This window comes from Streptomyces sp. NPDC033165 (assembly GCF_055577965.1).
On sequence record NZ_JBVIPK010000002.1, the window covers coordinates 48,236 to 68,060 of the forward strand.

Annotated in this window: 14 protein-coding genes and 1 pseudogene; 12 read left to right on the forward strand and 3 right to left on the reverse strand. The window is 73.7% G+C overall.

Annotated features, from left to right (window positions below):
- The first annotated feature begins 23 nt into the window (after positions 1-23).
- The 3 genes from ACZ5WC_RS04505 to ACZ5WC_RS04515 all read left to right on the forward strand — a co-directional run bounded on the left by ACZ5WC_RS04505 (position 24) and on the right by ACZ5WC_RS04515 (position 5,366).
- A complete protein-coding gene (locus tag ACZ5WC_RS04505) occupies positions 24-2,891 on the forward strand; it encodes an FAD-binding and (Fe-S)-binding domain-containing protein (RefSeq protein ID WP_468539458.1) in 2,868 nt (955 codons plus the stop codon).
- 64 nt (positions 2,892-2,955) lie between these two features.
- Entirely contained in the window at positions 2,956-4,077 is a 1,122-nt protein-coding gene (locus ACZ5WC_RS04510) for a hypothetical protein (RefSeq protein WP_468539459.1), read from the forward strand.
- Positions 4,074-5,366 (forward strand): hypothetical protein, encoded by a 1,293-nt coding sequence (locus ACZ5WC_RS04515; RefSeq protein ID WP_468539460.1) that lies wholly within the window; start codon positions 4,074-4,076, stop codon positions 5,364-5,366. The genes ACZ5WC_RS04510 and ACZ5WC_RS04515 overlap by 4 nt, the downstream gene beginning before the upstream one ends.
- A 73-nt stretch (positions 5,367-5,439) precedes the next feature.
- On the opposite strand, the gene ACZ5WC_RS04520 is transcribed toward ACZ5WC_RS04515, so the two are convergent.
- Entirely contained in the window at positions 5,440-6,324 is an 885-nt protein-coding gene (locus ACZ5WC_RS04520) for a LysR family transcriptional regulator (protein ID WP_468539461.1), read from the reverse strand.
- Positions 6,325-6,497: 173 nt separating this feature from the next.
- Here ACZ5WC_RS04520 and ACZ5WC_RS04525 point away from each other — a divergent pair, with 173 nt between their 5' ends.
- Positions 6,498-7,505 (forward strand): EamA family transporter, encoded by a 1,008-nt coding sequence (locus tag ACZ5WC_RS04525; RefSeq protein WP_468539462.1) that lies wholly within the window; start codon positions 6,498-6,500, stop codon positions 7,503-7,505.
- A 20-nt stretch (positions 7,506-7,525) separates the two neighbouring features.
- On the opposite strand, the pseudogene ACZ5WC_RS04530 reads toward ACZ5WC_RS04525, so the two are convergent.
- Positions 7,526-7,910: pseudogene (locus ACZ5WC_RS04530) on the reverse strand (PIN domain-containing protein); the annotation flags it as partial.
- 166 nt (positions 7,911-8,076) lie between these two features.
- Here ACZ5WC_RS04530 and ACZ5WC_RS04535 point away from each other — a divergent pair.
- From ACZ5WC_RS04535 to ACZ5WC_RS04570, 8 genes are all read left to right on the forward strand, one after another.
- Positions 8,077-8,883 (forward strand): TIGR03084 family metal-binding protein, encoded by an 807-nt coding sequence (locus ACZ5WC_RS04535; protein WP_468539463.1) that lies wholly within the window; start codon positions 8,077-8,079, stop codon positions 8,881-8,883.
- Positions 8,880-10,610, forward strand: a complete 1,731-nt coding sequence (locus tag ACZ5WC_RS04540; protein WP_468539464.1) for an acyclic terpene utilization AtuA family protein — start codon at positions 8,880-8,882, stop codon at positions 10,608-10,610. Before ACZ5WC_RS04535 ends, ACZ5WC_RS04540 begins: the two co-directional genes overlap by 4 nt.
- Positions 10,607-12,214: an acyl-CoA carboxylase subunit beta gene (locus ACZ5WC_RS04545; RefSeq protein ID WP_468539465.1), complete on the forward strand. Its 1,608-nt coding sequence runs from the start codon at positions 10,607-10,609 to the stop codon at positions 12,212-12,214. The genes ACZ5WC_RS04540 and ACZ5WC_RS04545 overlap by 4 nt, the downstream gene beginning before the upstream one ends.
- 7 nt (positions 12,215-12,221) lie before the next feature.
- Complete coding sequence (locus ACZ5WC_RS04550) at positions 12,222-14,210, forward strand: acetyl/propionyl/methylcrotonyl-CoA carboxylase subunit alpha (RefSeq protein WP_468539466.1); 1,989 nt, start codon at positions 12,222-12,224, stop codon at positions 14,208-14,210.
- Positions 14,207-15,367 carry an acyl-CoA dehydrogenase family protein gene (locus tag ACZ5WC_RS04555; protein WP_468539467.1) on the forward strand — a complete coding sequence of 387 codons (1,161 nt, stop codon included), beginning with the start codon at positions 14,207-14,209 and terminating at the stop codon, positions 15,365-15,367. Before ACZ5WC_RS04550 ends, ACZ5WC_RS04555 begins: the two co-directional genes overlap by 4 nt.
- A 201-nt stretch (positions 15,368-15,568) precedes the next feature.
- Positions 15,569-17,152 (forward strand): 4-coumarate--CoA ligase family protein, encoded by a 1,584-nt coding sequence (locus ACZ5WC_RS04560; RefSeq protein WP_468539468.1) that lies wholly within the window; start codon positions 15,569-15,571, stop codon positions 17,150-17,152.
- A gap of 29 nt (positions 17,153-17,181) precedes the next feature.
- Positions 17,182-17,892, forward strand: a complete 711-nt coding sequence (locus ACZ5WC_RS04565) for an enoyl-CoA hydratase family protein (RefSeq protein ID WP_468539942.1) — start codon at positions 17,182-17,184, stop codon at positions 17,890-17,892.
- Positions 17,880-18,494, forward strand: a complete 615-nt coding sequence (locus ACZ5WC_RS04570; RefSeq protein ID WP_468539469.1) for a TetR/AcrR family transcriptional regulator — start codon at positions 17,880-17,882, stop codon at positions 18,492-18,494. Before ACZ5WC_RS04565 ends, ACZ5WC_RS04570 begins: the two co-directional genes overlap by 13 nt.
- 49 nt (positions 18,495-18,543) lie before the next feature.
- On the opposite strand, the gene ACZ5WC_RS04575 is transcribed toward ACZ5WC_RS04570, so the two are convergent.
- Positions 18,544-19,788: a serine hydrolase domain-containing protein gene (locus ACZ5WC_RS04575; protein WP_468539470.1), complete on the reverse strand. Its 1,245-nt coding sequence runs from the start codon at positions 19,786-19,788 to the stop codon at positions 18,544-18,546.
- Positions 19,789-19,825 lie beyond the last annotated feature (37 nt).

A 19,825-nucleotide genomic window follows, 5' to 3' on the forward strand; every position in this document is an offset into this window, starting at 1 on the left:
TGTACCGACGGCATGCTGGAGCCATGGCCGAACAGCATCGACCGCATACCGGACCCTCCGGACCCTCCGGCCCCTCCCGTGCCTTTGTCGGGGCGCTCCGCTCCTCCGTGCGCGGCGAGAGCGACTTCGGGCCCGCCGCACGGGCCCTGACGACGATGGACGCCTCCAACTACCGTCGCGTCCCGCTCGGGGTCCTCGCCCCGCGCGACGCCGACGACATCGCGGCCGCGCTGACGGTCTGCCAGGAGTACGGCGTTCCGGTGGTGGCGCGCGGCGGCGGCACGTCCATCGCCGGGCAGGCCACCGGCACCGGCCTCGTGCTCGACCTCACCCGCCACCTGCGGACGATCCTCGACCTGGACCCGGTCGCGCGCACCGCCGTCGTCCAGCCCGGCGTCGTCCTGGACGACCTGCGGGCCGCCGCCGCCCCGCACGGGCTGACGTTCGGCCCCGACCCGTCCACGCACAGCCGCTGCACCATCGGCGGAATGATCGGCAACAACTCCTGCGGGGCGCACTCGGTGGCCTGGGGCACGACGGCCGACAACGTACGGGGACTGTCGGTGGTCCGGTACGGGGGCGGGGCGCTGCGCCTGGAACAGGGGAGCGGCCAGGGGCCGGAGGCCCTCGGCCCCCACGGTGTGCGTGAACTGATCGCCGCCCAGCTCGCCCCCCTCCGCACCCGCTACCCCGACCTCCCGCGCCGCATCTCCGGCTACGCGCTCGACGCCCTGCTCCCCGAACACCCCGGTGGCCCCGACCCGGTCCGGGCGTTCTGCGGCAGCGAGGGCACCCTCGCCGTGGTCACCGAGGCGACCGTGCGCCTGGTCGAGCCCCCGCGCGCCCGCGCCCTGGCCGTCCTCGGGTACGCCGACGAGTCCGCCGCCGCCGAGGCCGCCCCGGGCCTCCTCCCGTACGGTCCGCTCACCGTCGAGGGCATGGCCGCCGACCTCGTACGCGAGTCCGCCGGGCTGCCGCGCGGGGCCGCCTGGCTGTTCGTCGAGGCGGGCGGGGCGACCGAGTCCGACGCCCGCGCGCACGCCGAACGCATCCTGCGGGCGGCCGACGCCGTCGACGGGACGGTCGTCACCGACCCGGCCGGGCAGCGGGCCCTGTGGCGCATCCGCGAGGACGCCGCCGGGACCGCGACCCGGATGCCCGACGGCAGTGAGGCCTGGCCCGGCTGGGAGGACTGCGCGGTGCCGCCCGCCCGGCTCGGTGCGTACCTGCGCGACTTCCGGGCGCTGCTCACCGAACACGGCCTGCGCGGCACCCCGTACGGCCACTTCGGCGACGGCTGCATCCACGTGCGCATCGACTTCGACCTCCTCACCCCGGCCGGAACCGCCCGCTTCCGCCGCTTCTCCGAGGAGACGGCCGACCTGGTCGTCGCCCACGGCGGCTCCCTCAGCGGCGAACACGGCGACGGCCAGGCGCGCGCGGAGCTGCTGCCCCGGATGTACGGGGACGAACTCGTCGGCCTCTTCGGCCGGTTCAAGGACCTGTGGGACCCGGACGGCGGCCTGAACCCCGGGATGCTCGTCCGCCCGGACCGGCTCGACGAGAACCTCCGCTTCGCGGTCCTGCCGAAGCGCCCGGTCGACGTGGAGTTCGGCTACCCGCAGGACGGCGGGGACTTCGCGGGGGCGGTGCGCAGGTGCGTCGGCGTCGCCAAGTGCCGTACGACGCAGGCGCCGGGTGCGGGCGTCATGTGCCCGTCCTTCCGCGCGACCGGCGAGGAGGCCCACTCCACGCGCGGGCGGGCCCGGCTGCTGCACGAGATGCTGGCGGGCGAGGTGATCACGGACGGCTGGCGGAGCACGGAGGTGCGGGACGCGCTCGACCTCTGCCTCTCCTGCAAGGGGTGCCGCAGCGACTGCCCGGTGGGCGTCGACATGGCCACGTACAAGGCGGAGTTCCTGCACCACCACTACCGGGGCCGCCTCCGCCCCGCCGCCCACTACGCCCTGGGCCGCCTCCCGCGGTGGCTGCGCCTGGCCGCGCCCCTGGCCCGCCCGCTGAACGCCCTGGCCCGGCTGCGCCCGCTCGCCGCACTCGCGAAACGGCTGGCGGGGATCGCGCCCGAGCGGACGATTCCGGTGCTGGCGACGGAGACGTACAGCCGGTGGCTGCGCCGTCGCCGGCAGGGCGGGGGGACGCGCGTCCTCGCGTCGGACCGGGCGGTGGCCCTGTGGGCGGACACCTTCACCGAGCACCTGTCCCCGCAGGTGGGCCGGGCGGCGGTCCGGGTGCTGGAGGAGGCGACGGGGCGCACGGTGCTGCCGGCCCCGCGCGGGGTGTGCTGCGGCCTCACCTACGTATCGACGGGCCAGCTGGACGCGGCCCGCCGCGTGATGCGCCGCACCCTGGACCGGGTCGGCCTGCTCCCCGGCCACCCGCTCGTCGTCCTCGAACCCAGCTGCGCCGCCACCCTCCGCACGGACCTGCCCGAACTTCTCCCCGACGACCCGCGCGCCGACGAACTGGCCGGGAGCGTCAGGACCTTGGCCCAGTACCTGGAGGAGTACGCCCCCGACTGGACCCCGCCCCGCCTGGACCGCCCGGTCACCGGCCAGACCCACTGCCACCAGCACGCGGTCCTCGGCGACGCGGCGGAGCGGCGGCTGCGGGAACGGATGGGGCTGACGGGTGAGCTGAGCGGGGGGTGCTGCGGGCTGGCCGGGAACTTCGGTTTCGAGAAGGGGCACTGGGAGGTGTCCGTGGCCTGCGCGGAGGAGCAGTTGCTCCCCGCCGTACGGGAGTCGGGACCGGAGACCGAACTCCTCGCGGACGGGTTCTCCTGCCGTACGCAACTGGACCAGCTGGCCGGACGCCGGGCCCGGCACCTGGCGGAGGTGATCGCGGACGGGCTGGAGGGCGGCGGGAGGTGACCCCGTAGCATCGACGGGTTTGCGGCGGTCGTCGCGTAGTCACGTGGGTGCAGGGGGGAACGTCGTGAAGAGCGGTGGCAGGTGGTGGCGGAGGCGTGCGGTCCTCGCCTCCGCGCTGGCGGCAGCGGTGCTCGTGTCCGGTGGGGGGCTCTGGGCGAAGGACAGCGGGCTCTTCCGGGACCGCTACTGCTGGGACGCCTGGCAGCAGGACAGCGGGGCCCGGTTCCTCGGCGACGAGGCCCTGGGCAAGTCCGGCTCCGAGCGTGTGGCCGTCGAGTCCGGTACGCCGGGCGGCGACGGGCGGACGGCGACCTGCACCCTCACGGTGACCTCGTCCGTACCCGACGACGACTCCACCGAGCCGATCCGCTTCGAGGACCGGGTGACGCTGAGCTACGGTCCGGTGCCCGAGGCCCCGGACGAGCGGTACGCCTGGATCGATCGGTACTTCAGCGGCACCGCCTCCGCGCTCCCCGACGACCTCGACGGCCTCGTCTCCGGGGACCGGGCGATGCTCGTGCTGCCCGAGGCGTGCGATGTGAAGGGCAGGCCGTCCGCGGTGACCCTGTGGGCCGAGAGCTGGGGCGACGGCCACCTGGGCAAGCGGCAGATCCCGCTGACCATCGGCACCCTGCCCGACGTGGGCCGCATGCTGCTGGGCGCCGCCGAGGCGGGGATGCGGAAGGCGGGGTGCGCGCCGGAGGACCCGCTGCGGATGACGTCGCCGATGACCCGGGTCGCCGAGCGTCCGGGCAGTGCCAGGAATCCGGTCTGCCGAATCCCCGGGGTGAGGCTCGACCTGGGAAGGACCTCCCGGTACGAGCAGCAGGTGGGCGTGGTCGACGACCGGCTCCAGACCTGCTCGGTCGTGTGGACCCAGAGGGGCGGGCCGGCCGAACCGGCGGCCCAGTTCGTGATGGCCGCCACGCCCCGGACGGCGGCGGTGTTCGCCGGTCTCCCCGAGGGCGAGGAGCACGGTCTCCTGCGTGCCTCCTGCGACGACCGGGACGCTGTGTTCTACGGGCGGATCGAGGCGGGGGTGTCCAGCTCGGAGAAGGCCGACCGGAGGGTGGTGGCCCGGTTCGCCGAGTCGGCGGGCCGGCGCATCGGCTGCGCACCCACGACGCGGAACCGCGGCGGGAGCCAGAGCCAGAGCCAGAGCCAGAGCCAGGGGGCGGCACGATGACGGACGGGACGAGGGGCGCGGGCACGGGCACGGACGCACTTCCGGCCACGGCTGACGGTGCCACGTCGGGTGTTGCTCCGGGTGACGGTGTCACGCCTGAGGGTGTTCCGGCCGACGGCGCTCCGGCTGACGGTGACACCCCCGACGGTGCCCCGGCCGGGCGGCCCCCGTTGCTGCGGCGGCTCCTCCGTAGCGGGACGGTCCTCGCCGTCACCGCTGCCGGGCTCGTCGGTGCGCTGTTCGGCGCGGGGGCGGTCGCCTGGCGGACGGACACGCTGCCGCTGCTCTCCCCCGCCCCCTGCTGGGGCGCGTTCGACGACGACCTGACCACGCGCGTGTTCGGCGACCTGGAGGTCTCGGCCGAGACCCAGCGACTACAGAGGGACCCGCGCACCCGTGTCGCCTCGTACGGGCAGTGCCGCATCACGAGCCACGGCGAGAAGGTCTCCGTGGTGAGCCAACTGACCGTGCGTGTCCGTGAACTGGACGGAACCCACCAGAGGGAGGCGCGGTCCTGGACGAGCGAGTTCCTCCAGGCCGACATGGCGCCGATGGGGAACGGGCTGCCCGGTATGGTGTCCGCGTCCCGGGCCTGGCTGGCGCTGCCGCAGAGCTGCGTCGGGCCTCCGGACGAGCTGGCCACGCCGACCGTCGTCGACCTCGCGATGGGCGAAACGGGCGGCCGCGGCTTGCCGGAGTACGACCTGAAGGAGCGCCGGGCCCTGTCCGCGGCGGCGGTGGCGGTGGCCAACGGCGTCCTGCGTGAACTGGGCTGCTCCGGTACGTACGGTTCTGCGGAGCCCACCGGTTCGTACGTCGCCTGGGACGACACCACCCCGGACGCGCTCTGCGGCATCAAGGGGCTTCGGCTGCCCGCCGGTTACCGGGAGTCGCTGCCTCGGACCCGCGTGGGGCAGGAGGGCGGCGCGGCTCGCTCCTGCGAAGTGGGCTCCTCCTACCCGCCGGGCGAACTGCATCTGACGACCGTCGTGGACCCGCAGCTGGCCCATGTGTTCGCCCTGGAGGCGCTCCACGGCGGTACCCGCCTGCGCGAGGCGAAGGGCCGGGGCCCCGGCGGGTTCGGTTCGCTGGACGTCACCAGGGGGGTGTACGTGGCCCACTGCCAGACCGGTGACGTGGTCTTCCTGGTGGAGCGGCTGAAGTCCGTCGGCGACGGTGAGGACAGGCGTACGAACCTCGTCCGCGCCCTGCTGCCCCGCTATGTGGCGGCGGAGGCGGAGCGCATCGGCTGCGGCCCGGTCCGGCTGACGCTGCCGGAGCTCAGGTAGCGGGCCGGGCCTGCCCGGACGGACAGGCCCGGCCCGGCTCCTCAGCGCATCGAGGCCGCGGCCCTGCTCCACCTCACGGGCCGCGCGCGATGATCTCGCGGGCCAGGGCCGCCAGATGGGGCAGGGCCGGGTGGCCGGGTGCGTCGCGGCGGGCGAGGAGGACCGGGACGCCGGGGGCGTCGTCGAGCGGGACGTAGACGACCCCCGTGTGCGGGTGCATCTCGGCGGTCGAGGCGGTGGACACCCCGTTGCCGCGTCCGGCGGCGATGGCGGTGAGCCAGTCGTCGGTGTTGCCGACGGTGAGGGTGGCGGCGGGCCGGGTGCGGGGAGGCCACAGGTCGATCGTGGTGGTGCCGGAGACGGTGTTGAGGACGACGGCGCCGTCCGCGAGATCGGCGAGGGCGAGCGAGGTGCGTCCGGCCAGCGGCCCGTCCGCGGTGACCGCTGCCACCCGCATCTCCGTGAACAGCACCTCGGCGACGAGCCCCGGCGCGTCCACGGGCCCCCGCAGCAGGGCGGCGTCGACCTCGCCCCGGGTGAGCCCGGCGGTGCGGTCGTCGATCCGGAGGAGTTCCAGCGGGGTCCGGGGGTGCCGCTCCTGCCAGGCCCGCAGCAGCGGGGTGGTGTACGGCCCGAACGCGGACCAGGCGTGCCCGAGCCGCAGGGGCCACTGGTGCAGCCGCCCGGAGTCGAGCGCCTCGTCGAAGGCGGCGACCGCGGCGGCGGCCTTGTCACGGAAGGCGACGCCCTCGGGGGTGAGGGCGAGGTGGTGCGTGGAGCGGTCGACGAGCCGGACGCCCAGGTGGTTCTCCAGTGCGGCGAGGGTGCGGGAGACGGCGGGCTGGGTCAGGCGGAGGCGGGCGGCGGCGCGGGTGACGTTGAGCTCGTCGGCGACGGCGAGGAAGGCGCGCAGATGCCGGAGTTCGACAGGGCGGCCGGTGGAAGGTCCCGGGTTCATGCGTGGGGAGCATAACGGGAGCGTGATCGGCATTTCACGGAACGCGCGGGGGTCCTTACGGTGGGGGAAAGGCCTTGGCGGGCGAGTGCGAGATGCCGTACTGTCCGGTGCATTGCAGTGCACTGACCTCGCTTTCCTTCCCCGTGTTCGCCCTCCTCCTCCGGAAGGTCCCCGTGAACGACCAGCGCAGCGCCGCCGCCGCAGAACCGGCCGCCGCGGCCGTCGCCGTACCGGAAGCGGTGACGGCACTGGAAGGCGCCGGCCCGGGCCCGGGTGGCCGGGGGAGTGACGTCCGGGGGAACGCGGGTGCCGGGCCGGCCGGTACCGAACGCAGGGCGGCGCTGGTCCCGGTGGTGCTGGTGATCGCGGGCGGTCTGTCCGTCCAGTTCGGCTCGGCGATCGCCGCGCTGCTGATGCCGAAGGCGGGGGCGCTGGGCGTCGTCACACTGCGGCTGGCGGCAGCCGCGCTGATCCTGCTGGTGGTCTGCCGCCCGAAGCTGCGGGGCCACTCGCGCGCCGACTGGGGGACGGTGGTCGCCTTCGGCGTCGCGATGGGCGGCATGAACACGCTGTTCTACCAGGCGCTGGACCGTATCCCGCTGGGCATCGCCGTCACCCTGGAGGTGCTCGGCCCGCTGGCGCTCTCCGTCTTCGCCTCGCGCCGCCTGATCAACGTCGTGTGGGCCGGGCTCGCCCTCGTCGGCGTGGTTCTTCTCGGGGGCGGCGGCTTCGACCGCCTGGACCCGGTGGGTGCGGCGTACGCGCTGGGGGCCGGGGCGATGTGGGCGGCGTACATCGTCTTCAGCGCCCGCACCGGCCGCCGCTTCCCCCAGGCGGACGGACTGGCCCTGGCGATGGTCGTCGCCGCACTCCTCTCGCTGCCCCTGGGCATCCTGGAGTCGGGGGCGAAACTGGCGGTCCCCTCCGTCATGGCGCTCGGCGCGGCGGTGGCGATCCTGAGCTCGGTCCTCCCGTACACCCTGGAGCTCATGGCCCTGCGCCGCCTGCCCGCCTCCACGTTCGCCGTGATGATGAGCCTGGAACCGGCGATCGCGGCGACCGCGGGCTTCCTCATCCTGAACCAGGCCCTGTCCACCACGGACGCCCTCGCCATCGCCCTGGTCATCGGGGCGAGCATGGGCGCGGTACGCAGTCAGGCGGGGGCGCGGAAGAAGGCATGAGCCGGGGGGCGGTGTCCGCCTCAGCTGTCGGCGGGCAGGATGCGAAAGGTGTCCAGCCCGGGCGTCAGGGGTGACATGGCCCGGAAGGCGCGCTGGTCCAGGGTGAAGACGCGGTTGGTCCGGTAGCGGTCGGCGAGGGCCACCCCGACCGCGTCGGCCAGGTCCAGTCGCAGGCCTTCGTACTTCTGGCAGACCTCATGGGCGGTACGCAGATCCGCGAGCCTGAGCTCGGCGAGGCGGTACTGCCCGTCTTCCATGCGGGAGTTCAGAGCCTCCATCACCTGCATCGCGGCCGGGAACCCCAGGTCGCGATGGACCAGGTGGTCCAGCTCGGTGACGACCAACGGTGAGACGGCCAGCCGCTCGTGCTCCATGGTCCGGGGCCGCATCGGAATGCTCAGGCTGTGTCGGTCACCGGGTGCAGGGTGCCTGGAGGCCGCTGATGGAGCCGGAGAGCTCGGGCGCACAGTGGCGAGGCGCCCGGGGCCGAAAATCATGCAAGCGTGCTTGATTGTTTCCTGGGGCGCTGCCATGCTCCTGGGCACCACACCCGGTCCCGAGGGGAGCGCACGTGTCCGCTGTCGTAGCCGTGATCGACGATCTGCGCGAGGAGGGCGACGAACTCGACGCGCTGGCAGGGAATTTGGGGGATGAGGCCTGGCGCGGGCCGACGCCCGCCGCGGGGTGGACCGTCGCCCACCAGATCGCCCACCTCGCCTGGACCGACGCCGTCGCGCTGCTGGCGGCCACCGAGCCGGACCGGTTCGGCGACGAGGTGGCCAGGGCGCTCGCCGCCCCCGAGACCTTCGTCGACGAGGCTGCCGAGGCCCTGGTCGCCGACCACGCCCCGCACGCTCTGCTCGCACGGTGGCGGGACGGGCGGCAGCGGCTCGACAAGGCCATGCGGGACGCCCCGGCGGGGACCCGCATCCCCTGGTACGGCCCGCCGATGAGCGTCGCGTCCCTGGCGACCGCCCGGCTCATGGAGACCTGGGCCCACGGCCAGGACATCGCCGACGCCCTCGGCGTCACCCGCGCCCCCACCGCCCGGCTGCGGCACGTGGCGCGGATCGGCGTACGGGCCCGGAACTACGCCTACGCGGTGCGCGGCATCACCCCGCCCGACGAGGAGTTCCGCGTCGAACTCCGCTCCCCCGGCGGTGAGGTGATCGCGTACGGGCCCGAGGGCGCCGCCCAGCGGGTCACCGGGCCGCTCCTCGACTTCTGCCTCCTGGTCACCCGGCGCGCCCACCGCGCCGACCTCGCCGTCACCGCCGAGGGGCGCGAGGCCGGCCAGTGGCTCTCCATCGCCCAGGCGTTCGCCGGACCTCCGGGGCCGGGCCGCCCGCCCCGCGCCGAACAGGACGACCACCGGTGAGCGCCCCCGCCCCCCTCCGCATCGGCAACGCCTCCGGCTTCTACGGCGACCGCTTCGACGCCCTGCGCGAGATGCTCACCGGCGGGCCCCTCGACGTCCTCACCGGCGACTACCTCGCCGAGCTGACGATGCTCATCCTCGGCCGCAGCCGCCTCAAGGACCCCGAGAAGGGGTACGCCACCACCTTCCTGCGCCAGTTGGAGGAGGGGCTCGGCCTCGCCCACGAGCGCGGGGTGAGGATCGTCGCCAACGCGGGCGGCCTCAACCCGGCCGGACTCGCCGACGCCGTCAGGAAGCTGGCCGCCAAGGTCGGCGTCCCCGCCCGTGTCGCCCACGTCGAGGGCGACAGCCTGCCCGTCCCGGACGGGTTCCTCACCGCCAACGCCTACCTCGGCGGCGCCGGCATCGCCGCCTGTCTGCGTGCCGGGGCCGATGTCGTCGTCACCGGCCGGGTCACCGACGCGGCCCTGGTCACCGGGCCCGCCGCCGCCCACTTCGGCTGGGGCCCGGACGACCTGGACGCCCTCGCGGGGGCCGTGGTCGCCGGGCACGTCCTGGAGTGCGGCACGCAGGCGACCGGCGGGAACTACGCCTTCTTCGGCGAGCACGACGCGCGCCGCCTGCACCGCCCCGGCTTCCCGCTCGCCGAGATCCACGCCGACGGGTCCTCCGTCATCACCAAACACGACGGTACGGGCGGGGTCGTCGACCTCGGTACCGTCACCGCCCAACTCCTTTACGAGACCGCGGGAGCCCGGTACGCGGGCCCCGACGTCACCGCCCGCCTCGACACCGTGGCGCTGACCCAGGACGGCCCGGACCGGGTCCGCATCCACGGCGTGCGCGGCGAGGCCCCGCCGCCCACCCTCAAGGCCGGGCTCACCCGGCTCGGCGGCTGGCGCAACGAGGTCGTCCTCGTCGTCACCGGACTCGACATCGAGGCCAAGGCCCGCCTGGTCCAGGCCCAGTTCGCCGACGCCCTGGCGCGGAGCGAGGCCCGCCCGCCCGCCGAGGTCCGCTGGGAGCTGGCCCGTACGGATCACCCCGACGCCGACACCGAGGAGCGGGCCAGCGCCCTCCTCCGGCTCGTCGTCCGCGACCAGGACGCCGACGCGGTCGGCCGGGCCGTCTCCGGGGCCGCCGTCGAACTCGCCCTCGGCAGCTACCCGGGCTTCCACGTCACCGCCCCGCCCGGAAAGGGCGCCCCCTACGGCGTGTTCGAGGCCATCCACGTACCGGCGGGGGAGGTCGAGCACACGGCGGTGCTGCCCGACGGGACACGGAAGATCGTCGAACCACCCTTCCGGACGAGGGGGTTGGCCGAGGCCGACGCGTCGCCGCTCCCCGACCCGTATCCCGCCGGACCGACCCGACGCGCCCCCCTCGGCCTCATCGTGGGCGCTCGCAGCGGCGACAAGGGCGGTGACGCCAACGTGGGCGTGTGGGTGCGTGACGACGACGCCTGGCGGTGGCTGGCGCACGAGCTGACCGTCCAGCGGTTGCGGGAGCTGCTGCCGGAGACCGCCGAACTCACCGTCGTACGCCATGTCCTGCCCAACCTGCGCGCCCTGAACTTCGTCGTCCACGGCCTCCTGGGGGAGGGCGTCGCCGCGCAGGCGCGGTTCGACCCGCAGGCCAAGGCGGTCGGGGAGTGGCTGCGGTCGCGGTGGCTGCCCATCCCCGTGGCACTGCTCGAAGACGCCCGCGCCCCGGAGGTGACCGCATGACCGTCCTGCCCACCGGACTCGACACTGACAGCCCTGAATACGCGGCCAATCGGGCCGCCATGACGGAGAAGCTCGCCGCACTGGAGGCCGAGCACGCCAAGGCGCTCGCGGGCGGCGGTGAGAAGTACGTGACCCGGCACCGGGGGCGCGGCAAGCTCCCCGCGCGGGAGCGGATCGAGCTGCTGGTCGACCCCGACACCCCGTTCCTGGAGCTGTCGCCGCTGGCCGCCTGGGGCAGTGCCTCCCCCGAGTACACAGTGGGCGCCTCGCTCGTCACCGGGATCGGGGTGGTGGAGGGCGTCGAGTGCCTGATCACCGCCAACGACCCGACCGTACGCGGCGGGGCATCGAACCCCTGGACGCTGAAGAAGGCCCTGCGCGCCAACGAGATCGCCTTCGCCAACCGGCTGCCCTGCATCAGCCTGGTGGAGTCGGGCGGCGCCGACCTGCCGTCCCAGAAGGAGATCTTCATACCGGGCGGTGCCCTGTTCCGGGACATCACCAGGCTCTCGGCCGCCGGAATCCCCACCGTGGCCGTCGTGTTCGGCAACTCCACCGCCGGAGGCGCGTACGTCCCCGGGATGTCCGACCACACCGTGATGATCAAGGAGCAGTCCAAGGTCTTCCTCGGCGGGCCGCCGCTGGTGAAGATGGCCACCGGCGAGGAGAGCGACGACGAGTCCCTCGGCGGGGCCGAGATGCACGCCCGTACGTCGGGTCTCGCCGACCACTTCGCCGTCGACGAGCACGACGCGCTCCGGCAGGCCCGGCGTATCGTCGCCCGGCTGAACTGGCGCAAGGCGCACCCCGATCCGGGGCCCGCCGAGCCGCCGAAGTACGACGAGGACGAGCTGCTCGGCATGGTGCCGGGCGACCTGAAGGCGCCCTTCGACCCGCGCGAGGTCATCGCCCGGCTGGTCGACGGCTCGGACTTCGACGCGTTCAAGCCGCTGTACGGGACGAGCCTGGTCACGGGGTGGGCGCGGCTGCACGGGTATCCCGTCGGGATTCTCGCCAACGCGCAGGGCGTGCTGTTCAGCGAGGAGTCCCAGAAGGCCGCCCAGTTCATCCAGCTCGCCAACCAGCGCGACATTCCGCTGCTCTTCCTCCACAACACCACCGGCTACATGGTCGGCAAGGAGTACGAGCAGGGCGGCATCATCAAGCACGGCGCGATGATGATCAACGCGGTCGCCAACTCCAGGGTCCCGCATCTGTCGGTCCTGATGGGCGCCTCGTACGGGGCCGGGCACTACGGCATGTGCGGCCGCGCCTACGACCCGCGCTTCCTCTTCGCCTGGCCGAGCAGCAAGTCCGCCGTCATGGGCCCGCAGCAGCTCGCGGGTGTGCTCTCCATCGTCGCCCGCGCGTCGGCCGCCGCGAAGGGGCAGCCGTACGACGACGAGGCGGACGCGGGGCTGCGCGCGATGGTGGAGCAGCAGATCGAGGCGGAGTCGCTGCCGATGTTCCTGTCCGGGCGGCTGTACGACGACGGGGTCATCGACCCGCGCGACACCCGGACCGTCCTCGGGATGTGCCTGTCCGTGATCCACACCGCACCGGTCGAGGGCGCCCGCGGCGGCTTCGGCGTCTTCCGGATGTGACCCGCGCATGAGGAGAGACGTGATCGACACGCTGCTCGTCGCCAACCGGGGCGAGATCGCCTGCCGGATCTTCCGCACCTGCCGGGAGGTGGGCATCGCCACCGTCGCCGTGTACTCCGACGCGGACGCCGACGCCCTCCACGTACGGGAGGCCGACCTCGCCGTACGCCTGCCGGGCTCGGCCCCCGCCGACACCTATCTGCGCGGCGACCTCGTCGTGGCCGCCGCGCTGGCCGCCGGGGCGGACGCCGTGCACCCCGGCTACGGCTTCCTCTCCGAGAACGCCGCCTTCGCCGCCGCCGTACAGGACGCGGGCCTGGTGTGGGTCGGCCCGCCGGTGAAGGCCATCGAGCTGATGGCGTCCAAGACCCGCGCGAAGGAGCTGATGGCCGGGGCGGGGGTACCGCTGCTGGCCCCCGTGGACCCGGCGACGGCGGGCGAGGGCGACCTGCCGCTGCTGCTGAAGGCGGCCTCCGGCGGGGGCGGCCGCGGAATGCGGATCGTGCGCGGACTCCGATCGCTTCCGGCTGAGTTGAGGGCGGCAGCCGCCGAGGCCGCTTCCGCCTTCGGGGACGGGGAGGTCTTCGCGGAGCCGTACGTGGAGCGCGGCCGGCACGTCGAGGTCCAGGTCATGGCGGACCGGTACGACACCGTGTGGGCGCTCGGGACCCGGGACTGCTCGCTCCAGCGCCGCCACCAGAAGGTCATCGAGGAGGCCCCGGCGCCCGGCCTGGACGAGGCCCTGCGCACCCGGCTCCACGAGGCGGCGGTGGCGGCGGCGCGGGCGGTGGGCTACCGGGGCGCGGGGACCGTGGAGTTCCTGGTCTCCGCCGAGGGGCGGCCGTACTTCCTGGAGATGAACACCCGCCTCCAGGTCGAACACCCGGTGACGGAAGCCGTGTTCGGCGTGGACCTGGTGGCGCTCCAACTGCGCGTGGCGGAGGGGGAGCCGCTGCCCGCGCCGGGGCCCCCGCCGGCGGCCGGCCACGCGGTGGAGGCCCGGCTCTATGCCGAGGACCCCGCGCGCGACTGGCAGCCGCAGACCGGGGCACTGCTCGCGCTGGAGGTGCCGGAGGCGCCCGGCCTGCGCCTGGACACGGGGTACGTGGGCGGCGACACCATCGGCGTGCACTACGACCCGATGCTCGCCAAGGTCATCGCCCACGCCCCGACCCGCCCCGAAGCCGTCCGGCTGCTGGCCCGCGCCCTGGAGCGCGCCCGCATCCACGGCCCGGTCACCAACCGCGAACTGCTCGTACGGTCCTTGCGCCACCCGGACTTCGCGGCGGGCCGGCTCGACACGGGCTTCTACGACCGGCACCTGGCGGACCTGACCGCCCCGGGGGCCGACGACCCCGCCGTCGCCGCTCTGGCCGCCGCCCTCGCGGAGGCCGCACGCGCCACGAGCTCCCCGTCCCCCGCCCCCGCCCGCTTCGGCGCCTGGCGCAACGTCCCCTCGCAGCCCCAGGTCAAGCGCTACCGCAGCGAGCCGGCCGGCACCGAGTACGAGATCTCCTACCGCACCCCGCGCACCGGAACCCCGCAACCGTACGAGGCACCCGGCGTCCGGGTCCTCGCCGCGACCCCCGGCCGGGTCACCCTCGAACTGGACGGCGTGAGCAGGCACTTCACCATCACCGCCGACCGTGACCGTGACCGGCTCCACGTGGACACCGCCCACGCCTCGTACACCTTCACCGCCCTGCCCCGCTTCACCGACCCCGCCACGCACACCGACCCCGGCTCCCTCCTCGCCCCCATGCCCGGCACCGTCGTCCGCCTCGCGGAGGGCCTCGCCGCCGGGGCGGCCGTGGCAGCCGGGCAGCCGCTCATCTGGCTGGAGGCGATGAAGATGGAGCACCGCATCCTCGCCCCCGCCTCCGGCACCCTCACCGCCCTGCACGCCGCCCCCGGCCACCAGGTCGAGGTGGGCGCGCTGCTCGCCGTGGTCCAGGAGGACCTGGGCACCGCCCCCGTAACGGAGGAGAACGCATGAGCACCGTCCTCGAAACCGAAGAGCACCAGGCGCTGCGCGCCGCCGTCGCCGCCCTCGGAAAGCGGTACGGGCGCGACTACATGACCACCGTCGTCCGCGAGGGCTCCCACACCCACGAGCTGTGGGCCGAGGCCGCCAAACTCGGCTACCTCGGGGTGAACCTTCCCGAGGAGTACGGCGGCGGAGGCGGCGGCATGGCGGAACTCTCCATCGTCCTGGAGGAGTTGGGGGCGGCAGGCTCGCCGCTCCTCATGATGATCGTGTCGCCCGCGATCTGCGGCACGGTCATCGCCCGATTCGGCACGGACGAACAGAGGCGGAAGTGGCTGCCGGGCCTCGCGGACGGGAGCCTCACCATGGCCTTCGGCATCACCGAGCCGGACGCCGGGTCCAACTCCCACCGGATCACCACGACCGCCCGCCGCGAGGGCGCGGACTGGGTGCTCACCGGTCGCAAGGTCTTCGTCTCCGGTGTCGACATGGCCGACGCCACCCTGATCGTGGGCCGCACGGAAGACGCCCGCTCGGGCACGCTGAAGCCCTGCCTCTTCATCGTCCCGCGCGACGCCCCCGGCTTCGGACGGAACCGGATCGAGATGGAACTCCACGCCCCCGAGAAGCAGTTCGAACTCGTGCTGGACGACGTACGGCTCCCCGCCGACGCCCTGGTCGGCGACGAGGACGCGGGCCTCCTCCAGCTCTTCGCCGGGCTGAACCCCGAGCGGATCATGACGGCCGCCTTCGCCATCGGGATGGGCCGCTTCGCGCTCGGCAGGGCCGTGGAGTACGCCCGTACGCGCCAGGTCTGGAAGGACCCCATCGGCGCTCACCAGGCCATCGCGCACCCGCTCGCCACCGCGCACATCGACCTCGAACTGTCGCGCCTGATGATGCAGAAGGCCGCCCGGCTGTACGACGACGGAGACGACGCCGGGGCGGGCGAGGCGGCGAACATGGCGAAGTACGCGGCGGGCGAGGCGTGCGTGAAGGCGGTCGACCAGGCGGTCCACACGCTCGGCGGCAACGGCCTGACCCGCGAGTACGGACTCGCGTCCCTGATCACCGCGTCCCGGGTGGCCCGGATCGCCCCGGTCAGCCGGGAGATGATCCTCAACTACGTCTCGCACCAGTCGCTGGGCCTGCCGAAGTCGTACTGACCGGACACGTGCCGCCGAAGCCGTACCGGGCGAAGCCGTGCGAGCAGAGTCGCACCGAAGGGCGGCCCGGAGTGAAGAAGCCCGTCCGACCTCTCCCCCTACCGCCCCCGCAGGGGTGATTCTGTCCCTCCACACCCGCACGGCGCCCCCGGCGCTCCGGAGCCCCCGGAGCGCCGGGGCCCGCGACGACAGGGGTCCGCCATGGTGTTCCGCAGTGAGTACGCAGACGTACCGGCCCTCGACCTGCCCATCCACGAAGCGGTCCTCGGCGGGGCCGCCCAGCTCGGTGACACCGTCGCCCTGATCGACGGGACGAACGGCAACTCCCTCACGTACGCGCAGCTCGACGGCTTCCACCGGCGCATCGCCGCCGCGCTCGCCGACGCGGGACTCGACCAGGGCGACGTGCTCGCCCTCCACAGCCCGAACACCATCGCGTACCCGGCGGTCTTCTACGGCGCCACACGCGCCGGGGCGTCCGTCACGACGGTCCACCCGCTGGCGACGGCCGAGGAGTTCGCCAAACAGATCGGCGACAGCGGGGCGCGCTGGATCGTGACGGTCTCCCCGCTCCTGGAGACGGCCCGGCGGGCGGCCGAACTGGCCGGTGGCGTCAGCGAGATCTACGTCTGCGACCGGGCGGAGGGCCACACCTCCATCCTGGACATGCTGTCCTCCACCGCTCCCGAGCCGCAGATCACCATCGACCCCGGCCAGGACGTGGCGGCACTCCCGTACAGCTCCGGCACGACCGGCACGCCCAAGGGCGTGATGCTCACGCACCGGTCGATCGGCACGAACCTGGAGCAGCTGCGCCCGGTCATGCCCATGACCGAGGGGGAGCGCATCCTCGCCGTCCTGCCGTTCTTCCACATCTACGGACTGACGGCGCTCATGAACGCCCCGCTGCGCTGCGGCTCGACGGTCGTCGTCCTGCCCCGTTTCGACCTGACGCAGTTCCTGGAGACCATCCAGACCCACCGGATCACGGCCCTGTACGTGGCTCCGCCGATCGTGCTGGCGCTGGCGAAGCACCCGCTGGTAGGTGAGTACGACCTGTCCTCGCTCCAGTACATCGTCAGCGCGGCCGCCCCGCTGGACGCAGAGCTGGCGGCGGCGTGCTCGGCCCGGCTGGGAGTGCCGCCGGTGCGGCAGGCGTACGGGATGACGGAGCTGTCGCCCGGTACGCACGTGGTGCCGCTCTCCGCCGAGCGGCCGCCGCCGGGCACGGTCGGCAAGCTGCTGCCGGGTACGCAGATGCGGATCGTGTCCCTGGAGGACCCGGCGAAGGACGCCGCGCCGGGCACGGACGGCGAGATCCTCATCCGCGGCCCCCAGGTGATGAAGGGCTACCTGGGCCGCCCGGACGCCACCGCCGCGATGATCGACGGGGACGGCTGGGTGCACACGGGGGACGTCGGCCGGATCGACGAGGACGGCTGGCTGTACGTCGTCGACCGCGTGAAGGAGCTGATCAAGTACAAGGGCTACCAGGTCGCCCCCGCCGAACTGGAGGCCCTGCTGCTCACCCACGAGCAGGTGGCGGACGCGGCGGTGATCGGGGTGTACGACGCCGAGGGCAACGAGGTCCCGAAGGCGTTCCTGGTCAGGAGCGCGGGGGCGGACGGACTGACGGCCAAGGACGTCATGGCGTACGTCGCCGAACGCGTCGCCCCCTACAAGAAGGTGAGGCAGGCCGAGTTCATCGAGGCGGTGCCGCGTGCCGCCTCGGGCAAGATCCTCCGGCGCGAGCTGCGCGACCGGGAGAAGACGGAGGAAGCGTGACGTACATCCGGTCCGGCCGCGAACGCGGCATGGCGGTCCTGAGCCTGGACTCCCCGGCGAACCGGAACGCGCTGTCGGCGGCGCTGGTGGGAGAAGTGCGGGAGGCGCTGGAGGCCTGCGCCGCCGACGACTCCGTACGGGCGATCGTCCTGACCCACACCGGGACGACGTTCTGTGCCGGGGCGGACCTGACGGCGCCGCCGGACCCGGAGGCGTTCGTGGGCCTGATGCGGGCGATCGTGGAGCTGCCGAAGCCGGTGGTGGCCCGGGTGGAGGGCCATGTCCGGGCGGGCGGCCTGGGCCTGCTGGCGGCGTGCGACATCGCGGTGGCGGGCCGGGCGTCGTCCTTCGCCCTGACCGAGTCCCGCCTGGGCCTGGCCCCGGCGGTGATCTCCCTGACGCTCCTGCCGCGCCTGGACCGTACGGCGGCGAACCGCTACTACCTCACCGGGGAGCGGTTCGGCGCGACGGAGGCGGCGAGAATCGGCCTGATCACGCAGGCCGCCGGGGACCCGGAGGACGTGGACCGGGCGCTGGCCCCGGTCCTGGACGGGCTGCGCAGGGCGTCACCACAGGGGCTGGCCGCATCGAAGGAGCTGGTCACGGCTACGGTTCTGAAGAGATTCGACCAGTACGCCGAAGACCTCATCGCCCGCTCCGCCGCGCTGTTCGCCTCCGAGGAGGCCAGGGAGGGGATGACGGCCTTCCTTGAACGACGGGACCCGGCATGGGTGCGGTGACCTCTTCGTCCGCTACTTCCACTCCCAAATCCGCTCACGCGCCCAAGCAGGACCGCAGCCGGGCGACGCGGCAGCGGCTCCTGGAGGCGGCGGTGGCCTGCCTGGCCGAACACGGCTGGGCGGGCTCCACCGTCTCCGCCGTCGCCGAGCGCGCCGGGGTCTCGCGGGGTGCGGCCCAGCACCACTTCCCGACCCGCGAGGACCTGTTCACGGGGGCGGTGGAGTACGTGGCCGAGGAACGCTCGGCCGCCCTGCGCGCGCTCCCCGTGCAGGGCCGCGCGGACGTGGTGGCGGCCCTCGTCGACCTCTACACGGGCCCGCTGTTCCGGGCCGCCCTCCACCTGTGGGTCGCCGCCTCCAACGAGGACCAACTGCGCCCGCGCGTCACGGAACTGGAGGCGCGGGTGGGCCGCGAGACCCACCGCATCGCCGTCGAACTCCTGGGCGCGGACGAGTCGCGCCCCGGTGCCCGCGAAACGGTCCAGGGGCTGCTGGACATGGCCCGCGGCCTGGGCCTCGCCAACCTCCTCACCGACGACACCGCCCGACGGGCGCGGGTGGTGGCGCAGTGGGGGGCGCTGGTGGAGGAGGGGCTGGGGTGAGCCCCGGCCGAGCCCGTACGGCGGTGTGCGGGCAGTGGCATGCAGGGGGTCAGCCCTGGGAGGCACTGCCGTCGTAGACGTTGTCAGGCGTGGCGATCCGGGTGACCGCGCGGGCGAGCAGGGTGGACGGCTCCTGGGTCCCGCTGAGGGAGTCCGTGTTGATCATGATGACCATGGTGGCCTTCTGCGCGGGCAGGTAGACGGTGACGGTCTCGTACCCCGGCAGGGAACCGTTGTGGCCGATCCACCCGCCGGTCTCGAAGATGCCGAGGCCGTAGCTGAGCCCCGGGAACCCGGTCGGCAGGGTCTTGAGCCGCTGCGCCTGGGTCTCGGGGCTCAGCAGCTCCCCGGTGGCGACGACCTTGGCCCAGCGGCGCAGGTCGTGCAGATCGGAGATCATCGCCCCGGCGGCCCACGCCCAGCTGGGGTTCCAGTCCGTGGCGTCCTCGGTCTCGCCGCTCAGCGTCTGGTCGGTGTAGCCGTGGGCGTGCGGCTCAGGGAACTCGGCCCCGGTCGGAAAGAGCGTGTTGTGCAGGTTGGCCGGGCGCAGCACCCGCTCGTGGATGACGCGGTCGAGGTTCTGACCGGTGACCTTCTCGATCACCAGGCCGAGCAGGACGAGGTTGGAGTTGGAGTACTGGAACTGCGCGCCCGGCTTGAAGGTGTTCTTGTGCTTCATGCCGTACGCGAGCACACCGCGCGGGGTGAACGAGCGGTACGGATCGCTCAGCAGGTCGTGCACGAAGTCCGCGTCGGCGGTGTACGGGAACAGGCCGCTGCGCATCCCGGCGAGCTGGCGGAGCGTGATCCGGTCGCCGTTGCGCACGCCGGGCACGTAGGCGGAGATCGGGTCGTCCAGCTTGACGAGCTTGTCGTCGACGAGTTGGAGCAGCGCGGTGACGGTGAAGGTCTTGGTCTCACTGCCGATCCGGATACGGGTGTCGGCCGACATCGGCTCACCGGTGGCCGTGTTGCCGACGCCGCTCGCGTGGACGTAGCTGCCCTTCCCTGGCATCCACAGCCCGATGACGGCACCGGGAATGCCGGCCTGCTTTCGGACGTCCTCGATGGTCTTGTCGAGCTTGGCGGTCAGCGCGGGGTCGAGTCCGCCCGGCGGACAGTCGTCCTCGCCGTGCCGGTCGTGCCGGTCGTTCCTGAGGTTCTGGTGATGCTGATCGTGCTGGTCGAGGCCTGCGGCGTGGACCGCCGGGGCGGGAGCCACGGCCATCGGGGCCAGGACGGCGGCCGCGAGCAGCATCGCGGCGAACAGACGTCGGGTGGGGGAGCGTCGCATGTGGGGGTGCCTCTTCCGGGCGGGGGAGGGGGAGGGG

Excerpts from the sequence above, each read along its gene's own strand:
- ACZ5WC_RS04505 (WP_468539458.1), top strand. The coding sequence starts at position 24 with ATGGCCGAACAGCATCGACCGCATACCGGACCCTCCGGACCCTCCGGC.
- ACZ5WC_RS04515 (WP_468539460.1), top strand. The coding sequence starts at position 4,074 with ATGACGGACGGGACGAGGGGCGCGGGCACGGGCACGGACGCACTTCCG.
- ACZ5WC_RS04520 (WP_468539461.1), bottom strand. The coding sequence starts at position 6,324 with ATGAACCCGGGACCTTCCACCGGCCGCCCTGTCGAACTCCGGCATCTG.
- ACZ5WC_RS04545 (WP_468539465.1), top strand. The coding sequence starts at position 10,607 with ATGACCGTCCTGCCCACCGGACTCGACACTGACAGCCCTGAATACGCG.
- ACZ5WC_RS04550 (WP_468539466.1), top strand. The coding sequence starts at position 12,222 with ATGAGGAGAGACGTGATCGACACGCTGCTCGTCGCCAACCGGGGCGAG.
- ACZ5WC_RS04555 (WP_468539467.1), top strand. The coding sequence starts at position 14,207 with ATGAGCACCGTCCTCGAAACCGAAGAGCACCAGGCGCTGCGCGCCGCC.
- ACZ5WC_RS04560 (WP_468539468.1), top strand. The coding sequence starts at position 15,569 with ATGGTGTTCCGCAGTGAGTACGCAGACGTACCGGCCCTCGACCTGCCC.
- ACZ5WC_RS04565 (WP_468539942.1), top strand. The coding sequence starts at position 17,182 with ATGGCGGTCCTGAGCCTGGACTCCCCGGCGAACCGGAACGCGCTGTCG.
- ACZ5WC_RS04570 (WP_468539469.1), top strand. The coding sequence starts at position 17,880 with ATGGGTGCGGTGACCTCTTCGTCCGCTACTTCCACTCCCAAATCCGCT.
- ACZ5WC_RS04575 (WP_468539470.1), bottom strand. The coding sequence starts at position 19,788 with ATGCGACGCTCCCCCACCCGACGTCTGTTCGCCGCGATGCTGCTCGCG.